Here is a 19784-nt window from a genome sequence, read left to right on the forward strand (position 1 = left end):
CGGTTACGCCTCCCCGCCGTCGGTATGCGCGTCAGCCTTTGGGGCGTCTGCGTGTTGAGTGACGACCCCGGCGGTCAGCGCCTGCATGGCTTTCACCATTTCGGCCGCAAACACTTTCGCGCTCGCCGCTTCCGGGGTGGCTTCTTCGTCCTGCTCGAGGATTTCGATGTTTTCAATCAGGCAACCGGCCGCGTAATCCTCGATAACGAAATCGACTTTTACCTGCTCGTAGTTTTCCACCTGGTCGAGTTTCGGGTTTTCGACGATGTGGCGACGGTGGCCGTCTTCGTACAGGTAGATGGAAATGTTATCCAGCGTGGTGATGAACACGCTGTTCGCCGGGAAGAACGGCGCACGCACCGCCTGAAGCTGGCCGATGGTTTTCTGGCTGACAATCAGCTCTGCGGCGAGCTGTTCGCTGTTGGCCTGGAATTTGTTAATCATCGGGAAATATTTGTCGGTCAGGATGCGACGACCGCAGATGACCACCATTTCCGGGTTTTCGCGGTGGATCTCTTCAATCAGGGATTCGTGCGCATCCATCACCAGCGCGTCGAGGTTGGCGTAATGCCCGCCTTTACCGACTTTAATCGTGTCGGAAATGACGGTGCCGTCATCATCGACGACGTGCGACATCACGCGCTCTGGCGCATCGTTGCGGTACTTTTGCAGCCAGCCGACCGCCACGTCCTGAAGCAACGGGTTTTTCGTGCGGTCGGAGGTGGGGGCGCGGCTCGTGCCGTTAAACCCGATAGTGATGTAATCCAGCGCCTGACGCTTGATGATGGCGTTGCGAATACGGATCTGAAAATCTTCAAATCGCGCCCACAGGTCGAGCTTGTTGTACTTCAGGTTGTAATCGAAGTTGACCGGTTTGCAGAAGTAGCGGAACGCGTCCAGCTTCGAGAAATCCGCCGTTTTGCGCTCGATACCGCCGTCGGTGTCGGTGGTGCTGGCGATGGTGCCGGTGACATCGATACCGACTTTTTCCTCGGTCAGCTCACCCACGGTCACCATGTTGATGAGTTGCAGGAACGAGGACGACTGCTGGATTTTGTCGAAGAGCTTTTGCGTGACGGACGGCTCGACGTTGAATTTTTTATCGAGGTCCGGCACCTCCACGCCGTTCAGCTCGGCGAGGCGGCTCAGATATTTGTTGAATTTAAAACGGGTCTCTTTACGCATTGATTTTTATCCTGTTTGAAATGGGTAAATCAGCAGTCGGTCAGCGTCACATCCGCCGCATCCCCGCCGGTGCTCAGCAGGCGACGCGGCTGTTTAATGCTTTCGGTTTTGTCGAGGGTGGTTTTAATGGTGCTGAACTGCTGCGCCGTGTCATTCCCCTGCGCGGCGACGTCCTGCTTCAGGGTCGCGAGTTCGGTTTCCAGCGCAGCAAATCGGGCTTCGGTCGCGTCATCGCCGGTCTGCACACGCTCGGCGATGGAGGTCACCGCTTCATGCACGTCGGCGAAACGGGCGTCATCGCTCTGTTGCTTGCGGCTGAAAATGGTTTTGACGGTGTCGGTCAGCTTGTTGAGCAGGGTTTCGGGCTGGTCTTCAAACTCCAGCTCGGCGAGGGTCGCTACCGAAAACAGGTCGCCCGGCTGCTCTTTCTTGCCGTTCAGCGGGTTCGACGTGGCGCGACTGCAAAATTCGAGGTACTCGGTGCCGAGGCTCGCCGGGTCATCGGTCACGGCCAGCCCGGTGAGATAGCACTTGCCGGAGTTGGCGAAGTTCGGGCGAATTTCCATCGAGGTGTAAACCTTCTGGCCTTTCGCCACCATGTCGATGAGGTTATCGAGCGGGGTGATTCTGCCAAACAGCGCCAGCTTGCCTTTCAGCGCTGAGTCATCATTGATGACTTCGGCTTTCACCTCGGCAACGTCGCCATAGCGTCCGTACTGACCGTCGGGATTGATGCTGCGGATATGTTCGAGATTAATGCGGCAACCGTAGACGCGCGGGTCAAAGGTGTCGGCCATTTCCTGAATGTCTGAGGCGCTGATGACGCGACCGTCGCAGGTGTCACCCTCGACGCCGATGCGAAACCATTTCGAGATTTTGGAGGCTTTTTTTGCCATGAGTCAGGTGTCCTGAGGTTGGGTTTTCGGGTCAGGCTTAGTTTCCCGACTCACCCCCGCAGCGGCTACCGATTGCGGGTGGCGTACCCCTGACACAACAGGGCTTTAGCGATTCACCGCCCCTGTTTCTTTAGCCTTGCCCTGTATCAACCACGGCGAGGCAAACATGACCATCACCACTGAGACCACACTCCTGAGTGACCCACGACGACAGGCGGCGCTGCTGTTCTGGCAGGGCTTTTCCGTGCCGCAAATCTCGGAGATGTTGCAGACCAAACGCCCCACGGTGCAGAGCTGGAAACAGCGCGACCAGTGGGAAGCGACCGCCCCCCTGACGCGCGTCGAAACCACGCTCGAAGCACGACTTATCCAGCTGTATGCAAAGCCCGACCTGACGGCACACGATTTCAAGGTCGCCGACTTTCTGGCGCGACAAATGGAGCGTCTGGCGCGGGTGAACCGCTACGGCCAGACCGGTAACGAGGCGGATTTAAATCCCAACGTCGCCAACCGAAACAAGGGCGAGAAGAAGAAGCCGAAAAAGAATTTTTTCAGCGATGAGGCTATCGAAAAGCTCGAGGACATTTTCCTCGACCAGTCATTCGACTATCAGCTCGACTGGTACCGCGCCGGGCTGGCGCACCGTATCCGTCATATCCTCAAATCCCGCCAGATTGGGGCGACGTTTTATTTTGCACGTGAAGCGCTGATGCGGGCGCTGAAGACCGGCAATAACCAGATTTTCCTGTCGGCCAGTAAAACGCAGGCTTACGTATTCCGCGAGTACATCATCCAGTTTGCGAAGCTGGCCGAGGTCGAGCTCACCGGCGACCCGATTGTCATCGGCAACAATGGCGCGAAGCTGATTTTTCTCGGTACCAATTCCAACACTGCGCAAAGCCATAACGGAGATTTGTACGTCGATGAAATTTTCTGGATCCCCAATTTCCAGCAACTGAAAAAAGTCTCATCGGGGATGTCTTCGCAGGAGCACCTGCGTACAACGTATTTTTCGACGCCTTCCTCACTGGCGCACGGGGCTTATCCGTTCTGGTCAGGGGAACAATTCAACCGTGGCCGGTCCAACGCCAGCGAGCGCGTCGACATCGATATCACGCACGCCGCACTGGCGAAGGGCGTCGCCTGCCCGGACGGCCAGTGGCGGCAGATTGTCACGCTTGAGGACGCGCTCGCCAAAGGCTGTACCCTGTTTAATATCGACACCCTGCGCCGGGAAAACAGCGTCGATGACTTCCGCAATCTGTTTATGTGCGAGTTCGTCGACGACAAAGCGTCGGTATTCCCGTTCGAGGAATTACAGCGCTGCATGGTCGACAGTCTGGAGAAATGGGAAGACGTCGCGCCGTTCGCCGACCGGCCATTCGGTCACCGTCCGGTCTGGGTCGGGTATGACCCGTCACTACGCGGCGACAGTGCCGGATGTGTGGTTATCGCGCCGCCGGTGGTCGCCGGGGGCAAATTCCGCATCCTTGAGCGTCATCAGTGGAAAGGCATGGACTTCGCGCAGCAGGCCGAATCCATCCGCGAGCTGACGCTCAAATATAACGTCGAGTACATCGGTATCGATGCGACCGGGCTCGGTCAGGGCGTCTTCCAGCTCGTGCGCTCGTTCTACCCGGCCGCTCGTGAAATTCGCTACACCCCGGAAATGAAGACCGCGATGGTGCTGAAAGCCAAAGACACCATCACGCGCGGCTGCCTCGAGTACGACGTCGGTGCAACCGACCTCACGCAGTCGTTTATGTCCATCCGCAAAACCATGACCAGCAGCGGGCGCAGCGCAACCTATGAGGCCAGCCGCACCGAGGAAGCCAGTCATGCCGATCTGGCCTGGGCGACCATGCACGTCTTAATTAACGAGCCACTGACCGCCGCCAGCGGCCAGCCTTCATCCTCGATTATGGAATTTTATTAATGAGCAAACGCAGCAAGAAAAACCAATACACCACAAAGCCACGCCAGCACACCGCCGCGCCCGCTCAGAGCATGGAAGCATTCACCTTTGGCGAGCCGACGGCGGTGCTCGACCGCCGCGATATTCTCGATTACGTGGAATGCGTCGATAACGGCCAGTGGTACGAGCCGCCGGTGAGTTTCTCGGGGCTGGCGAAAAGTATGCGAGCCGCCGTGCACCACAGCTCACCGATTTACGTGAAGCGTAATATTCTGGTCTCGACCTACATTCCGCACCCGAAATTATCCCGGCAGGACTTCAGCCGCTTCGTGCTCGATTTTCTGGTCTTCGGTAACGCCTTTCTTGAAATGCGCCGGAGCCTGAGCGGCAAGGCCGTCAAATTTGAGACCTCACCGGCCAAATACACCCGGCGCGGCGTTGAGGATGATGCTTACTGGTATATTCAGTCTTTCACGCAGGCGCATCAGTTCGCCCCCGGCTCGGTGTTTCACCTGCTGGAGCCGGACATCAATCAGGAACTCTATGGCCTGCCGGAATACCTGAGCGCACTCAATTCCGCCTGGCTGAATGAATCCGCGACTCTGTTTCGCCGTAAGTATTACCAGAACGGGGCGCATGCCGGGTACATCATGTATGTGACCGACGCCGCCCAAAGCAGCACCGACGTCGAAGCGCTGCGCAAAGCGATGCGTGACTCGAAAGGATTGGGGAATTTTAAGAATCTGTTTTTCTACGCGCCGAACGGCAAAGCCGACGGGATTAAAATCGTGCCGCTGAGCGAAGTCGCCACAAAGGATGATTTCTTTAACATCAAGAAAGTCAGCGCCGCCGATATGCTCGATGCACACCGCATCCCGTTCCAGCTCATGGGAGGCAAGCCCGAGAATGTCGGCTCACTCGGCGACGTTGAGAAGGTCGCGAAGGTCTTTGTGCGTAACGAACTCAGCCCGCTACAATCACGCTTCATGGAGCTGAACGAATGGGCAGGCGAAGAGGTTATCCGCTTTAAAAAATACTCGCTTGAACCCGAGGACGAGTAACGATCGCAGCCGCCGAAAGGCGGCTTTTTACTGCCCCGCATCAGACGCCCACAGCAGCGCCACACGCCGATAATACACCGCGACACTTTACGGCTCATCCGCACAGGTTACGGACTCACAGCGACGCGCTCAGACGCGAGAAAATAATTATCAGCACCACGCCTGGCGCGCAATGCTTTCCCCGCCACGCCTGCCCGCTTTAGGGGTCGGTTTTAATGCAGTTGCATTTTTATCGAAAGCAACTTCGCATAAGACCGCCCCTACACTGACTAAATTCTTTATTCTCATGCAATCTAATTCAAAAAAATGCATGCAGAGTGTCAAAGGTCATCAATTAAACCTAAAGGTAAACCATCCTCACCAACGGAGCTATAATGAGCAACAATATTCGAGAGGTCACTGGTAGAGAATGAATTAGGCAAATCATTATCAACTAAAATAATTTGACAAGGAACATTTTTTCTCTCTGCTTTTTGAACAGTATTTAGTAACTGTTCATAAATATTCTGATACTTCATAGGATCCGACATACCCTCAAGTTCATCCTCGACTGAGAGAGTTTCCCGCGCATACTTTTCCTTGGTTTGTTTTCCTAAATATTTACCAACCGTATCAAATATCAAAAGTAATGGGTGGTTGATGTTGTAATCTATTGCGTAATCAAGAATAGATAGAAGGTAACCAATTGACGAGATAGTCCTTAAACCTCCTGATGTGATCTTGAAATACTCCTTACCTCTTATAACAGGAATAAATTGACTTTCAGACATTTTTATCCCAGTTCTGTTTTTTATATTAATGCCTTTCAAGTACTGGTTAAATCTGTCGCCTAAAGCCTGTAAAATCCCTTCCATGCTAGGTGCATTTTTCTTTAATGCATCAAGGCGTTCAGTTAAAGCTTGAATGTCCTTTAGCAAAACTTGATGCTTTTCAAGAAGCTCTTCTTGCTGGTTCCTTACCTTCAAATCTTTTATTAACTGCTCCCTAGCCTTCTCTTTCTTTGATACTTCCTTAATAAAAGAATCTCTCTGGGTCAGGAATGGAGTAATCATCGCTTGGCTTTCTTCGTCAATTAACTCTCTTAATTCATTAAGTTGCTCATCCAACTCATCTTTATCAATAGATGTATTATTTAGATCTGATAACATTTCAGTGATCATATCATTAATATTTCTTCGGCGTCGATTAAGCGAACCTAGCTCTTCATTGAGAGCTTTCTCTGACGATATTTCAAATGGAAAATCAGAATCATTAATTTTAATATGACTATCGCATATAGGGCATGAAAATACTTCTGCATCCAAAATACCAATGCGAGAGTTTGCTGATCTTATTGCTTTGAGTTTTTCAATATCATTATCATAATCATTTTTTAATCGAGAATATTTTTCTATCTTATCTTCAAGCGCACCAATATTTAATAAGCACTCTTTATACTTTAATGAAAGAAAATTATGTGCATCCTTCAGTTCTGTGTACTGTGTAGAGCTAGCTTTCATATTCTTATCGAGCTCAGCTAAACCAGCAACAAGTTCCTCTAGAATGAGATCTATTTTGTTAATTTCATCATCAATCGAGTCAATAGTTTCATAATCAGTATCGCGAAGAAATTCAGATATTATCTGGTATTTTTTATTTAATTCATTTACTAAACTGCTTTTTACTGATATCTCACCTTGGAGTCTTGCAATGCTTTCATCTAACACATTAAACATGTATTTAAAAACTTCTTTCGTAAATACATAGCGAGACATATCTGTTAATTGAAGGAACGATTTACTACCAATATCATCCTGATTTACATAAACAAATTTATATATATTTCTAAAGCTTAACCTGCGCATCTGTGAGTTTTGTTTAGACGGCGATACTTTGATTTCAATTTTCGGGAAGTTAAGGCTGTCAAGTAAAAACTCCGAGAACACACCATCAACGTTAGATATAACAGTATAATTCGGTGCGTATTTTTTCGGGAAGTGTTTCTTAATATCATCAAATCCACAGCGATAAACTTCTATTGATTTTTTATAATCATAAATATCTCTTACTATTGTGAATACCGTATCATTAATCACTATTTCAAGGGCAGCATGATTTACTGATGCTTTGATCTCATCCGCTAAATCTATAGAACTAGCGCCTAAAAGATAATTAATAAATTCCAGTATGCTTGACTTCCCTGTATCAGAATCGCCGTAGATGACATTAAGGCCTTGATAAAAAGGAATTACATAATTTTTTCTTTTACCAACAAGAATCAAACCATTTATGTTGAGATATGACTTCATCATTTCCCCTTAAAAACTTGATTTATTACGGAGTTTAATTTAGACGTAGATAATGCCTGCAAAGGCAACAATGCTTTTGCTAATCGGCTTATTTCTTTAAAATACCCATCGGTGAATGAATCAGCAAACACCTTACCTTTTTCAGATAAGAATAGCTTAACGCTTTCATCGTTTTTTTTCTCAGCCGAGAGCAAACCTCGCATCGACATTATCTTTATTAGATATTTGACTTTAGAATTATCAAATAAAATATCTACATTTGATGAAAAACTTTTTATTGTATAAGTTAATTGTGGCTCAACACATGCAGGTTTTTTACCCGAAACTGCAAGTGCAGAATCAATTTTTGATGGGTTTCTTATCAAATACAAAAAAATCTGTAATTTGTTGATATCTAGAGATAACCCCCCTTTTTTACTATGCGCTAATATTGAAACAGTGATAGCGAGCATAGCTATATTCAAACTATATTCTTCATCTAGAGGGATATATGGTAAATTATTTTCCCTCATAACCACCTCGCCGTAATTGCTCTAGAGTCTCTATGCTAGTCCCGGAAGACCAAACAATATCCCGGTCATTTTTGTTTGCTAATTGATGCAACATTCCTTTTTTGTGTACCGTTTCCAGACTCTTTATAAGTGAATCTAGCGATGATTTATCCTCTCGGGAAATCCGAGCATGAACCGCAGATATGAATTTATCTGGCGCAATCGAATTGGCTATATGTTGTTCATACTCTTCTTGGTAAATCTCTCTAATTTTTGAATATAAATGCCCGAGTAATACTCTGTCATAATCACTTGTGAAAATATTCCGCATCAACTCGGCATTATAATAATACTCCTTTGCATGCATTGTGATATCTTGGTGTATGTCTGCGACAATCATTTTCAAAACAAAATATTCGTTATCGTATTGCTGCTCATCCGCAAGACGCTCAATACATATTTTCTTTGGTGCTTCTAAATTAATTTGCTGGATAAACTGCTTTACCGCAACATACACTGTGGTTGTGTTATTTTCAGGCTTGCAAATTGAACTATGCCCCTCATTAACTGCAATAGAGTTCTTTCGTTCGCTATCCATAGGTAAAGCGCTTTTTTTATCAACAATCGCGTCATGTGATCCATAAACGTATCTGGTAATAGGCAGCCGCTTAGTACAGTTTAACCAGCGTCTATTCAAGGTGTCGGTTGCTTCACTCAACAATGCAAGATCGACTAACTGAGCATTCGAAGACACCATTGAAGATATACTCGCTAACTTTGCCCCAGAATGAGGAACCGCCAACGAAATGAATCCAATTATGTTTGATTGTTCCTCATGCTCAATTTTTTTAAGTATAAAGTTTTTTGATATTAAACCGCCCATACTATGCGCGATTATTATTATTCGGGAGTACTCCGACAGATTAACCCTGACTTCGGTATAAAGCAACTCAGCTATTTCGTCAGTTGGTAAATTTTTCTCAACCTTCTTTTTATCAGAAAAAATACGAGCCAAAATCCCTTTCGACTTAGCGTATGTTTGCGTAAATTTAGTGAAATAATTAAAACATGCCACATCGAACCCATTGCTTATATCTTCATCTACTGATAATAGCTTTGGGAATGTAATTTCTTTATCGAAATTCCATGTATCTAAACCACCGTTTAATCCATGCACGAATAAAATTAGGCTATCTTTATTCTCGCGGCTTATCCATTCAACCATGCTCATATGCTTTCCTGCCTGTGTGTAAAATTCAAACAAAAATCTATATAAACAAACACTTCCTAAACAATGCCATATTTTTACCCTGTTCGAACGTTTTTTCAACTACCATTCATGCGTTCTATCAAAAATGTCGATACCTGTATCAAATTTATAGCGCTCACGACCAAATTCTAAAACGGCCCCGCGAGCAAGAGCTTCCAACTCCCAGTAAGTAGCTCTTATGTCACTTTGTAGCAGCCTAGTTTTAATTTTCGGGATCAACATTCTCTCGTGCGGTGCCAGGCGTGCAGATGGGGCTGGAAAGTAGCTTCGTCCTATGGAAGGGTTGAAGTTCTGTTGCGAACGATGGCCACTTTTCAATTCATGCCGCAATATATCTCTAACTGCCTCCATAACATCAGGCTCTGTCCAACCCACAATCCCTTTATCAATCAGATTTAACACCGCTGCGGCATGCTCAGATGGTGTAGGGGCCATAACTGGATCATCCTCGACTTTCATCTTTCCACAGTTATTGACAGGACTCCGAGGCGCGGTGATACCGCTTTTTAAAGTCAAAGGCTCAACGGCCAAAAGCTTTGGAACAATGCGCCAGTCTGCTGACCGGGTAACGTGAATGTGATTAGCGCCTATATGCGGGGCATAAATCCCGACGATGCGCTCGATGTCTTCTTCGTAGTCGTTGACCTCATCAGTCACGTTGCGGGCCACCCTGACGGTCTGGCTGTCGCGTGGCACATTCGCCCCACCCTGCGCAGCGATGTATAAATCAAACTCTCCTTCATCGGCCGCAGCTCGAGCCGCTTCGACGCGCTCGTCAAATTCCGAAGCGATACTGACGCCACGAGGCAGTTTGCGCAGCTCGCGATAAGCGCCCATTGTAGGCAAGCCAATCGGTTTAAATTGAGGTATGCGCCACGTCGACGCCCACGCCGTTACAGCGGCAGCGGTATCCTGTAGTGGTTTGCCGGTGTCATGATCGAGCTGGCCATCAAGGGCGTAACCGTCGATATTTTTCGCGATGTATTTTGCGATATAACCTGCCGCGCCCCCCTGATTGAGATGCTTTGCCTGAAACCGCTGTTTCGCAGCGCCCCGCTCGTTACCATCCTCTTTCAGGGCATAGCGGCGCATGATGTCTGTAATTTCTTTGCGCTGGCCGGGTTTGCAAAACAGCATCATGTGCCAGTGTGGCGTGCCGTCATGATGCGGCTCAACCACGCGCATTCCGTAAACCTGTAAATCGTTATCCTTAAACGCCGTTCGCATCAGGCTCCAGATGTGGCACAGATAGCGCTGCGTATCTTTCGGGGTGTACGCCTCATCATTCCAGCCATGATTAAGCTGAACGGTTTTACTTTGCCCTTTGCCGACCTGACGAGTCGGGTGATATTTCGACGGTGCGGTCAGCGTGATAAACATCCCGACATCACCCTCTTTGGCGGCATAACGCTCGATACCGGCGATGGTATTCATCAGCTCCATACGGCGGATCTCAGGGTTAGAAATACTCCCCATCACCTTACTAATGAGATCGATACGCTCACCGGTGACTTTATTTTCGAGCTCGCAGGATTTCAGGTATTCGAGGTTAGCCAGACGGCGAGAATGTACGTCACGGATGGCGCTTTTGCTGGCATACGGTGAGCGGTCTTTATTCACTTCACCGGCGGCAATTAACAGCGATTCATGCCAGCGCATACGCTGCGCCTTAAACTGGTTAATCCACCACTCGTCATTGATGAGACGCGCCACGGCGGAAAATGCCTGGCGGATTGTCATCTGACCTTTGCGGTATTTCTTCCAGAAAAGTGGCGTGATATTGAATGCACGCGCCGCGCCAGCGACATGACCATAAAGGTGAGCCTGCGCCTCATCAGTAAACAGCGATTCTTTGCCGTCGTGCGCTTCCGCCCAGGCATCGCTTAATTCCTCATACATGATGAAAAGCTGCGTGGCGATGCGGGCCGCGAATTTCTTCAGCTCTTTGTCATTCATTCCCGGCAGTCGGGCGTAGTTCTCGCGCTCGGTCAGGAACAGCAGAGAAGCATCAGCATTCATTTCGTTACGCTGATTGACTCGCTCGATGCGCGGCCATAAACGACGCAGGAATGTCGACTTGAGAAAATACAGCCCATGCATCGGGCTTTTGTTCCGGCGGATATATTCGTAGCGCGAGGTAAATAGCGAACTCAGGAAATATGGCAGGTAGTCAATCTTTGATAAAACGCCTTGCACCTGACGCAGTTCGTCACGTGTAAGAGGTCTCTCGCGCCCGATGGCCTCGCGGGGCGCGTTGAACGGGTAAGCACCGACAAATGGCTTGTCGGTGCTTTTGGAAAATGGCGGTGGAGGTGTAGGGGCAATGCGCCCCATTCTTTCAGCGGTCATTAACGCCAAACGCCTCCGCACACGCCTGACCGACTCGCTCAATCTGCGCTGCTAGCTCAGCGAAAGCGCGGGCTTCGCCCGTTAATGCATCATGCAACATCAGAGTCTTAACGAGCTGATCCAACTTAGTGTAATAGCCGACAACATCCAGCCATTCATTACCGGCATTTTTCCCGGTTTTGGCTGTTTTCTTCTCATGCAAAATAAACTGAAACTGATCACTGGTGACGACATAGCGGTCGCCAATTTCGATGCGAATGCTCATGCCTGCCCCCGGTAGTGTCTGGCGTTGGCTTCCAGCAGCGACTGACAATGAACACAACGTAAAGCTGTTGGATGGGCGGCGCGACGTTCAGCCGGAATTAGCCGGTCACAATCAACGCAAACCAAAACAGCAGCGCCACCCGATTTCAGTCGTGCGGCATCGACATGACGGGCCAGTGATTCGGCCTGTAGCTCCTGAACGTGATCCATATAATCTGGCATTGTCCTGACTCCTTTATGCATTCAGCTTGTTGAGCTCAGCCCGACAGGCGGCGCTCAATTCTTCGGTTAATTTGGCAAACTCATCAAAATTGGTTATCTGCTTTAAATAGATGGCGCGTTTAAGAAGCAAATTGACCATGTCCGACAAGAGATTTAATTGGTTCGCGTAGATAGCAATAACAGCCTCGGTTTTTTCGCCGGTGCCTTTATCGCGTTTAATATCCTTCAGCGCTAAATCACCGTTATCCATTACGGTGACCTTAAGCCAGTTATTCAGTAATACGGACTTGTGCGTAGCCATTAGCAGCACTCTCCACGCAACAGCCCTGCATTATGAAATTGCGTTGACTCCTGACTAAGTAACTCGACAATCTCAACCTTGTTCAGCTCACGCTCGGCGATGTGGCGAATCAGCCCGTCAAGATGAGATGAGAATTTAGTCGCAGCATCCGCCTGCGCCTCAGCTCTGGCCTGCTTTAACAACAAAGAGAACTTAGCACACTGCTTTCTTGTTTTAGTCATAACGACTTTCTCCAGATAAAAGGAAGCCCCGCACAATCAAGTGCGCTAAAAACACGGGTAATTAATTAATGCAGATATTGCTCGGGCTTAACCGATGTCAAAATTGTTGGAGCATGTTCAAACAAGCTGAATAATTCACGCAATGCGCGGAATAATTTTTCGCGCCAATAACATGCATCCTCATCAATACGCCAGTAGGGCTGATTAAATTCTTTCTCGGTTAAACCGGCATGCATAAATAAACTGCGACGCTGGCTGACAGTTAAATAACTGATATAAGCAATTTCACTCGCCCCCACCTGACGACGTTTTGAAAATGCTGCACGCAGCTCATCAATCGCGCAGGCCAGACGTTCACGGTCCACGTCACCCATCTCTTCAAATCGCATAGTTGCGTGGCGCTGTTTTAACTGCGCATGAAAACAGACCGTAAGGCGCTCACGCTCCATCATCTTGTTATAGAAATCGCAACTTTCCTGCCAGCGCGGAGCAGCAAGATATCGACCAACTAGACCGCGCAAACCTTCCGGTTGCTGAGCAACCACACCGAGCGTCATCACAGCCATTTCCATAACCTCTGGTTTTTCATGAAGGTGATGGCCGAACCGATCACACTCGGCTTGCGGGTGCGGATAATGATTCCTTTATGGCCGCGACCGTGGGTGATGGTGAAATTAATCGGGGTCAGGTTCTGCTGGTTACGCAAAAGCTGAGCAATGCAACGAGGCTCTTTCATTAAACTGCTCCTTATGCTGCAACTCGACCACGGCCAGACTTGCCGTAGCTGATGCGATTTTTCCAGTCATGCCACTCGGTCGGTGCATCCTCGACTAGTTGGGCGGCGTATTTATCCCATTCGCGACGGTTAACCCACAGCTCAGCTTTCCCACCCGGTTTCAGAGGGTCAGTCATGTAAAACGCAGGCAACTTGCCAGCCTTTGCCATCTCAACCACAGCACGAGGGGTTTTGCCGATATACAGCGCGAAGCCCTCCTTTGAAAGCAGGTCTGACGGAGCTGGTGACAACTTGACACTGTGATGCTTCGGTTTTTCATGATCAGAGATTTCCTCTCTAACTTCGTTTGAAATTTCAGATCTCGTACTCACTTTGCTATCCTCCATATTGTTTCCACGCCAATTAGAGCCAGTTAGAGTCAATTAGCGCCGATGGGAACTTATCAACTAACGTAAAGATTACGGAGTTACGTATTTTATGTCAACACAAGTAGCTGAGAAACTGAAGCTCATGCGTGAGTCAGAGCGTCTAAAAATGAAGGAACTCTCTGAAATTACAGGGATTAACTACACTACATACGCTGGGTATGAACAGGGAAAAGCCCGGATGTCTCTTGAAAACGTCCAAAAGCTTTTCAAGCCAACGCGTTTCCGTAAGTACCGTGATTGGTTTTTATTTGACGAAGTGGATCCATCATCCGGGCAAATTGCGCCGGCACTCGCACACTTTGGGCCAGAAAACGAAACATCATCCCACTCCGACCAAAAGACTGGCTAACGGTCTACGGGGCTTATCTGTGCAGTAAATGCACAAAAGAAGATTGCTACATAAACACGCGTGAAAGAGTACCCAGCCGTATCATCGAGGTGACCTATGTCCGTTAAAAAACTCGATGATGGCCGATATGAAGTGGACGTTAGACCGCAGGGCGCAGACGGAAAACGCATCCGGCGGAAATTCAGTACAAAGGGCGAGGCTCAGACGTTTGAGCGTCATGTACTCGTTAACTATCACAATAAGGAATGGCTTGAGAAACCGGCAGACCGGCGCAAGCTGACAGAACTGCTGGACCGATGGTGGATCTATCATGGAAAAACCCACGCAAGGGGCGAGATAGAAAAGGGTCGCCTGACGACGATAATCACGAGGTTTGGGGATATGGGCATTCACAGGGCCGACCAACTGACCAAAAAATCAATTATCGATTATCGCGTAACCCTAATGAATGAAGGACTCAAGCCATCCAGCGTAAACAGGCACGTCGCCATACTGAGCGGCATGTTTACCAAACTTATTGATGCTGACGAGTATCACGGCGGCAATCCTCTTCATGAGGTGAAACGCCTTAAAGAAGCTCAAACAGAAATGGCGTTCCTGTCCACCGATGAGATAGAGATGCTGCTCTCGCGGCTGGAAGGAGACGAATTGAATGTGGCACTGATCTGCCTGGCTACTGGTGGCCGGTGGGGCGAGGTTTCAGGTTTGAAGGCTGAGCACATCATTCAGCAGGTGGTCACCTTCATGAAAACCAAAAACGGGAAACGACGCTCAGTGCCGATTTCTGTCGAGCTGGCGGAGCGCATTAAGACCAAAAACAGCGGTCCACTGTTTAGGGCAAAATACAGCACTGTCCGCAGAATATTGAAAGAGATAAAGCCCGATCTGCCTGATGGGCAGGCGGTACACGTAATGAGGCATACATTCGCCACACACTTTATAATGAATGGAGGTAATATAATTACATTGCAGCGCATTCTAGGGCACTCGAACATCCAGCAAACGATGATTTACGCGCACTTTGCCCCGGACTTTTTACAGGATGCAGTGATACTCAACCCGCTGTCCAAAATGTCCAGAATGTGTCCACAAACCAGAGTTAACTAGAGCTAATCAGAGCGATATGAGTAATTTAACTAGTTGTAATTTAAAAGAAAACACTGATAACTCAGAGGTTGCAAAGCCAGTAATTGGTCGCATTCACTCCTTTGAATCCTGTGGCACCGTCGATGGCCCAGGCATCCGTTTTATCACCTTCTTCCAGGGCTGCCTGATGCGCTGCCTGTATTGCCATAACCGCGATACCTGGGATACCCACGGCGGCAAAGAAATTACGGTTGAAGAACTCATGAAAGAAGTGGTGACCTATCGCCACTTTATGAATGCGTCCGGCGGCGGCGTAACGGCCTCCGGCGGCGAAGCCATTTTACAGGCTGAATTTGTGCGTGATTGGTTCCGGGCCTGCCGTAAAGAAGGCATTCATACCTGCCTCGACACCAACGGTTTTGTTCGTCGTTACGATCCGGTGATTGATGAACTGCTCGAAGTGACTGACCTGGTCATGCTTGATCTCAAACAGATGAACGACGAGATCCATCAGAATTTAGTCGGCGTGTCTAATCATCGTACGCTGGAATTCTGTCGTTACCTGGCGAACAAAAATATTAACGTCTGGATCCGCTACGTGGTTGTTCCTGGCTGGTCTGACGATGACGATTCTGCGCACCGCCTGGGGGAATTTACCCGCGATATGGGCAACGTCGAGAAAATCGAGCTTCTGCCTTATCATGAACTTGGCAAACACAAATGGGTGGCGATGGGCGAAGAGTACAAGCTGGACGGCGTGCATCCACCGAAGAAAGAAACAATGGATCGCGTGAAAGGTATCCTTGAGCAATACGGCCACAAAGTCATGTACTGACTCAGACAGCCTCTTCGGAGGCTGTTTTTATATCCTCTCTTCCATCGCCGTTAGCAGTTGCGCCAGCATAGGCGCACCGATCACACCTGGTTTCCAGAGTGCCACCAGCGGATGTGCCAGCCCCGTCGTCCCCATCTCGGTATCAATTCTCGCCACGCCTTCCAGCCGTTCTGCGCAAAAATGCTCCGGCAGAAACGCCCAGCCACAGCCACGTTGCAACAGCCCTTCCAGCAAGGTTATCTCATTGACATGAATCAGCCTGTCCGCGATACGAATGCGCCCGGCAAGGGAGGGAGGAAGATCACGAAACGGCATCAGCTGCGGTTGCGAGGCCAAATGCAGCAGAGACACTGGCTGTTTAGGGAAATAATCTTCACGGGCATACACCGCAAGCGAAACGCTCCCAACCGCGCGCCAGTGCAGGTGATCGTTCACGGAACGGTTTACGGCCTGAAAAAGACCGAGATCGACGCTGCCCTCATCCAGCCATTGCTCGGCCTGACCGCGCTCACAGGCGATCATATCCAGCTGAATATGTTGTGCCTGAAGCCGCTCTGCCAGTTTCAGCAACAGCGCGCGTGGCGTAAAGAGGTCATAACACAGGGTCAGATGCGTTTCGAGGGTGTCAGGAATGTGCCGGGCGATACGCGAAAAGGCTTCGGCCTCATGCAGAAAGAGTCTTGCCTGGCGATAAAGCAGCTGGCCTTGCGGCGTCAACGTTAACGGCCTTGTCGAACGGTCAAACAGTGCGTAGCCAAGATCCACTTCCAGATACTCGAGCAGTTCGCTGACAGTGGTGCGATCCTTTTTCAACTTTTTCGCCGCCTGGGTCAGCGTGCCGGTTTCGCACACGCAGGCAAACGCTTCAATTTGAGCAAGCGTAAAACGCAACAACTCCATCGGATATCCTTCTTTGTAAAGAGGAGGTTACCTTACCGGAGAGTCGAGAAAGAAAAAAGCCTGTCAGTCGACAGGCTTTGGTTATCAGGCGTGTGCCACTGGCGTTGGGTGATGCCCGGCTTTGCGCAGCAGCATCAACAAGTAGATAAACGACACGCTGGCGATCATCACAAACAGCAGATTGTCAGAATAGTTCTGCATAAGCATCGACGTAAACGTAGGTCCCAGCAGGCTGCCGATGGTGTAGCTCAGCAACAACGCCTGGTTCATCGCTACCAGCTGATGATGTTCAACTTTCTCGCAAGCCCAGGCCATCGCTACCGGATACAGCGTAAAGCCCGCAGCACCCAGAATAAACAGCGTAGGTGCCATCGCCGCACCGCTCAGCATTGCCAGGCAGCCGAGGATCACTACAAACACTTGCACGCGCAGCACCAGCAAACGACCGTAACGATCGGCCAAACGACCCACCGGCCATTGGCCGAGGATCCCGGCGCTGACCATGACCGCCATCCAGAAGCCAATGCCTGAATCGCTGACGCCCTGATGATTGAGCCACAGCGGCATCAGCCCATATAACGAGCCGAGAACAATCCCGGAGATAATGCAGCCGTTAACGCCTAAACGCGCGTGGCGCAGTTTTAGCATCGGCCAGACCAGCGTGGGCGCCTCTTCGCTAGTCTGATTCGTAATTCGGGTAAACAACAGCGGCAGAACTGCAGCCAACACCATGCCGGTAACCCACGGCAGGACGCTCATCAGGTCTGTTGGGAATTTGCTGACCATCAACTGGCCCAGCACGGTGCCGACGTAGTAAACCATCATATAAGCCGCCAGCAGGCGCCCGCGGTTACGGGAGGTGCCGCTGCACATCAGCGCGCTTTCGACCACCACCCAAATCATCGCGCAGCCCACACCGGCGAGGAAACGCCAGCTGAGCCAGCTCCAGAAACCCATGGTTAGCCCCAACCCGACGCAGCCTACAGCGAAAATTAATGACGCGAGGTAATAGCTACGATTAAAGCCGAGACGTTTGATCAATCGCCCGCAGAGCAACGTTCCTACCAGGTTACCGGTGAAATACGACGAACTCACCATCCCCACCTGCCAGGTTGGCAAATGATCGTGGGCGAGCCAAAGCGGGACGAGCGTATTCAGCACCGCAATCGCCAGCGTCAACAAAAGTAAGCCACAGAGCAATAAAAGCACTGGGCGGGAATACGTGGACATGGATATAAACCGTGAGGAAGTTCAGAATTCGAGCGCATCATGCCACCGCCGTTGGCAAAGTCAATTGCCTCCAGACCAGAGCTGGCGCGGTTTTCAGGGGAACAATAGAAGTTTTTTATCTAGCGGAGCGGCAATGAAATTTATTTTTAAATTATTCCATTGTTTTTATTAGGTAATCGGGAATATAACGGCTTATTTTCAGTTGAAAAATTTCATGGATGGGGCGCATTTTTTGTTGCGCCGGATCGTTGCAATCCGGCGCAATAAACAGCTTAGCTGGCGACGGCCATTCCGACGGTCATATGCAGACCGTAGAATACGCCGCGGCCGATGAGCTCACCCACGAACATCAGCACGAAGGCCAGGCTGAGCAGCGGAACGGCTGGCTGATGCCCTTTCAGCTGTGGCGCAACCCAGCATACCAGGGCTAACACGAGCACCACCAGACGCCAGGCCATCAGGGAGCCGTACGCCGGAACCAGCGCAGAGGCCTGCTGAATGGAGCTGTGAATCGTTGCCAGCTCGCTGCCCTGCATCACCACCACGATGGCACTGACCAGCAGTGCCAGCATCGAAATTACCGGCAACAGGCGCATCGCCCAGCCGTCGACGCCAGCCACACGCAGCAGCAGATATCCCAGCAGCGGCCCACCGATAAACATCGTCAGGAAGAAGCTCATCGGAGTCCAGATGCTGTACCAGGTCGGCACGGTGTCGATGGTGTTATAAACGCGAACCATCATCCAGACGAAGAAGACGCCCAGCACCATGGTCAACACCAGCCACACCGAACGCAGTGCCTGTGGCAGCTTGTTGATAACCGCCAGAAGCCAGCCAATACCGCCGACTGCGAAGAACACCGAGCCGCTTGCAATTTCATTACTCAGCGAAGAAGCACCGATCCGGTTCAGAGAGTTAAACGCGCGCAGCGGCGAGCCGAGGTGCAGGATAGAGGCGATAAAGCCCAGTCCCATCAGCACCCACAGGCCGAACATGCTCAGTATAACGAGACGCTGCTGCTCACGAGAAAGTTCACCTTTCATCAGCGCCAGTGCCAGAACGATAAAGCCACCGGCGACGCATTGCCCGAGGACCGTGAAGATCATCAGAGGCCATTCATGCCATCCACTTCCCATCTTAAACCTCCTTCGGGTTTGCCAGATAGCCGGTGGTGTCACCCGTCGGACGGCTGTTGGCGTTAGGTTTGATAACAATGCTTGGTTTGGTGAAGTGCGCAGACGGCAACGGAGCAACAGCAGCCAAATGACCGTGTTTTTTACGCAGCTCTTCAATCGGACCAAAGTCCAGCGCACGCAGCGGACAGGACTCTACACAGATAGGTTTTTTGCCATCCGCAACGCGTTCATGACAGCCGTCGCATTTGGTCATATGGCCTTTGGCTTCGTTGTACTGCGGCGCGCCGTATGGGCAAGCCATATGGCAGTAGCGACAGCCGATGCACACATCTTCATTCACGACGACAAAGCCATCTTCACGTTTATGCATCGCACCGCTCGGACAGACCTTGGTACAAGCCGGGTCTTCGCAGTGGTTACAGGCGATTGACAGGTAGTAGGCAAACACATTCTGATGCCATGTGCCGTTGTCTTCCTGCCAGTCACCACCGGCATACTCATAAATGCGGCGGAAGCTGACGTCAGGCGTCAAATCTTTGTAGTCTTTGCAGGCCAGTTCGCAGGTTTTGCAACCGGTGCAGAGACTGGAATCAATAAAAAATCCATACTGAGTGGTCATCG

Annotated in this window: 22 protein-coding genes; 5 read left to right on the forward strand and 17 right to left on the reverse strand. The window is 50.0% G+C overall.

The window, feature by feature from the left end; translation table 11 throughout:
- Positions 1-3: 3 nt before the first annotated feature.
- Both MUU47_RS19420 and MUU47_RS19425 read right to left on the reverse strand, forming a co-directional pair.
- Positions 4-1185, reverse strand: coding sequence for a phage major capsid protein, P2 family (locus MUU47_RS19420; protein ID WP_258989795.1), 1182 nt, complete (start codon positions 1183-1185; stop codon positions 4-6).
- 29 nt (positions 1186-1214) lie between these two features.
- Positions 1215-2081, reverse strand: a complete 867-nt coding sequence (locus MUU47_RS19425) for a GPO family capsid scaffolding protein (RefSeq protein ID WP_258989796.1) — start codon at positions 2079-2081, stop codon at positions 1215-1217.
- Positions 2082-2247: 166 nt separating this feature from the next.
- Here MUU47_RS19425 and MUU47_RS19430 point away from each other — a divergent pair, with 166 nt between their 5' ends.
- The gene (locus tag MUU47_RS19430; protein ID WP_258989797.1) at positions 2248-4017 is read left to right on the forward strand and encodes a terminase ATPase subunit family protein; all 1770 of its coding nucleotides are present in this window, start codon (positions 2248-2250) and stop codon (positions 4015-4017) included.
- Positions 4017-5057 carry a phage portal protein gene (locus MUU47_RS19435; RefSeq protein ID WP_258989798.1) on the forward strand — a complete coding sequence of 347 codons (1041 nt, stop codon included), beginning with the start codon at positions 4017-4019 and terminating at the stop codon, positions 5055-5057. The genes MUU47_RS19430 and MUU47_RS19435 overlap by 1 nt, the downstream gene beginning before the upstream one ends.
- 320 nt (positions 5058-5377) lie before the next feature.
- Here the strand turns inward: MUU47_RS19435 and MUU47_RS19440 are convergent, their stop codons facing one another.
- From MUU47_RS19440 to MUU47_RS19490, 11 genes are all read right to left on the reverse strand, one after another.
- Positions 5378-7348, reverse strand: a complete 1971-nt coding sequence (locus MUU47_RS19440; protein ID WP_258989799.1) for an AAA family ATPase — start codon at positions 7346-7348, stop codon at positions 5378-5380.
- On the reverse strand, positions 7345-7857 hold the full coding sequence (locus MUU47_RS19445; protein ID WP_258989800.1) for an ABC-three component system middle component 4: 513 nt from the start codon (positions 7855-7857) through the stop codon (positions 7345-7347). Before MUU47_RS19445 ends, MUU47_RS19440 begins: the two co-directional genes overlap by 4 nt.
- The gene (locus MUU47_RS19450; RefSeq protein WP_258989801.1) at positions 7844-9067 is read right to left on the reverse strand and encodes an ABC-three component system protein; all 1224 of its coding nucleotides are present in this window, start codon (positions 9065-9067) and stop codon (positions 7844-7846) included. Before MUU47_RS19450 ends, MUU47_RS19445 begins: the two co-directional genes overlap by 14 nt.
- Before the next feature lie 99 nt (positions 9068-9166).
- Positions 9167-11455 carry a replication endonuclease gene (locus MUU47_RS19455; protein ID WP_374684768.1) on the reverse strand — a complete coding sequence of 763 codons (2289 nt, stop codon included), beginning with the start codon at positions 11453-11455 and terminating at the stop codon, positions 9167-9169.
- Positions 11445-11720 (reverse strand): DUF5405 family protein, encoded by a 276-nt coding sequence (locus MUU47_RS19460; RefSeq protein ID WP_258966330.1) that lies wholly within the window; start codon positions 11718-11720, stop codon positions 11445-11447. The genes MUU47_RS19455 and MUU47_RS19460 overlap by 11 nt, the downstream gene beginning before the upstream one ends.
- Entirely contained in the window at positions 11717-11941 is a 225-nt protein-coding gene (locus tag MUU47_RS19465; protein ID WP_258989802.1) for a TraR/DksA C4-type zinc finger protein, read from the reverse strand. The genes MUU47_RS19460 and MUU47_RS19465 overlap by 4 nt, the downstream gene beginning before the upstream one ends.
- Before the next feature lie 13 nt (positions 11942-11954).
- Positions 11955-12242, reverse strand: coding sequence for a DUF5405 family protein (locus MUU47_RS19470; protein WP_258989803.1), 288 nt, complete (start codon positions 12240-12242; stop codon positions 11955-11957).
- Positions 12242-12463: a DUF2732 family protein gene (locus MUU47_RS19475; RefSeq protein WP_258989804.1), complete on the reverse strand. Its 222-nt coding sequence runs from the start codon at positions 12461-12463 to the stop codon at positions 12242-12244. Before MUU47_RS19475 ends, MUU47_RS19470 begins: the two co-directional genes overlap by 1 nt.
- 65 nt (positions 12464-12528) lie before the next feature.
- Positions 12529-13029 carry a phage replication protein B gene (repB, locus tag MUU47_RS19480; RefSeq protein ID WP_258989805.1) on the reverse strand — a complete coding sequence of 167 codons (501 nt, stop codon included), beginning with the start codon at positions 13027-13029 and terminating at the stop codon, positions 12529-12531.
- Positions 13020-13199: a hypothetical protein gene (locus MUU47_RS19485; protein ID WP_258989806.1), complete on the reverse strand. Its 180-nt coding sequence runs from the start codon at positions 13197-13199 to the stop codon at positions 13020-13022. Before MUU47_RS19485 ends, repB begins: the two co-directional genes overlap by 10 nt.
- 11 nt (positions 13200-13210) lie before the next feature.
- Positions 13211-13570: a Cox family DNA-binding protein gene (locus MUU47_RS19490; protein WP_374684769.1), complete on the reverse strand. Its 360-nt coding sequence runs from the start codon at positions 13568-13570 to the stop codon at positions 13211-13213.
- 106 nt (positions 13571-13676) lie between these two features.
- Between MUU47_RS19490 and MUU47_RS19495 the strand changes: the two genes are divergently transcribed.
- From MUU47_RS19495 to pflA, 3 genes are all read left to right on the forward strand, one after another.
- On the forward strand, positions 13677-13976 hold the full coding sequence (locus MUU47_RS19495; RefSeq protein WP_258989808.1) for a helix-turn-helix domain-containing protein: 300 nt from the start codon (positions 13677-13679) through the stop codon (positions 13974-13976).
- 96 nt (positions 13977-14072) lie between these two features.
- A complete protein-coding gene (locus MUU47_RS19500) occupies positions 14073-15083 on the forward strand; it encodes a phage integrase (RefSeq protein WP_258989809.1) in 1011 nt (336 codons plus the stop codon).
- A gap of 16 nt (positions 15084-15099) precedes the next feature.
- Positions 15100-15897 carry a pyruvate formate lyase 1-activating protein gene (gene pflA, locus MUU47_RS19505; protein WP_258989810.1) on the forward strand — a complete coding sequence of 266 codons (798 nt, stop codon included), beginning with the start codon at positions 15100-15102 and terminating at the stop codon, positions 15895-15897.
- A gap of 27 nt (positions 15898-15924) precedes the next feature.
- Here pflA and MUU47_RS19510 read toward each other — a convergent pair whose 3' ends face one another.
- From MUU47_RS19510 to MUU47_RS19525, 4 genes are all read right to left on the reverse strand, one after another.
- The gene (locus MUU47_RS19510; RefSeq protein WP_258989811.1) at positions 15925-16797 is read right to left on the reverse strand and encodes a LysR family transcriptional regulator; all 873 of its coding nucleotides are present in this window, start codon (positions 16795-16797) and stop codon (positions 15925-15927) included.
- A gap of 84 nt (positions 16798-16881) precedes the next feature.
- The gene (locus MUU47_RS19515; RefSeq protein WP_258989812.1) at positions 16882-18027 is read right to left on the reverse strand and encodes an MFS transporter; all 1146 of its coding nucleotides are present in this window, start codon (positions 18025-18027) and stop codon (positions 16882-16884) included.
- 272 nt (positions 18028-18299) lie between these two features.
- Entirely contained in the window at positions 18300-19163 is an 864-nt protein-coding gene (locus tag MUU47_RS19520; protein WP_258989813.1) for a dimethyl sulfoxide reductase anchor subunit family protein, read from the reverse strand.
- 1 nt (position 19164) lies between these two features.
- Positions 19165-19782 carry a DMSO/selenate family reductase complex B subunit gene (locus MUU47_RS19525; RefSeq protein WP_258989814.1) on the reverse strand — a complete coding sequence of 206 codons (618 nt, stop codon included), beginning with the start codon at positions 19780-19782 and terminating at the stop codon, positions 19165-19167.
- Positions 19783-19784: the final 2 nt, after the last annotated feature.

Source organism: Scandinavium hiltneri (assembly GCF_024764835.1).
Lineage (GTDB): Bacteria > Pseudomonadota > Gammaproteobacteria > Enterobacterales > Enterobacteriaceae > Scandinavium > Scandinavium hiltneri.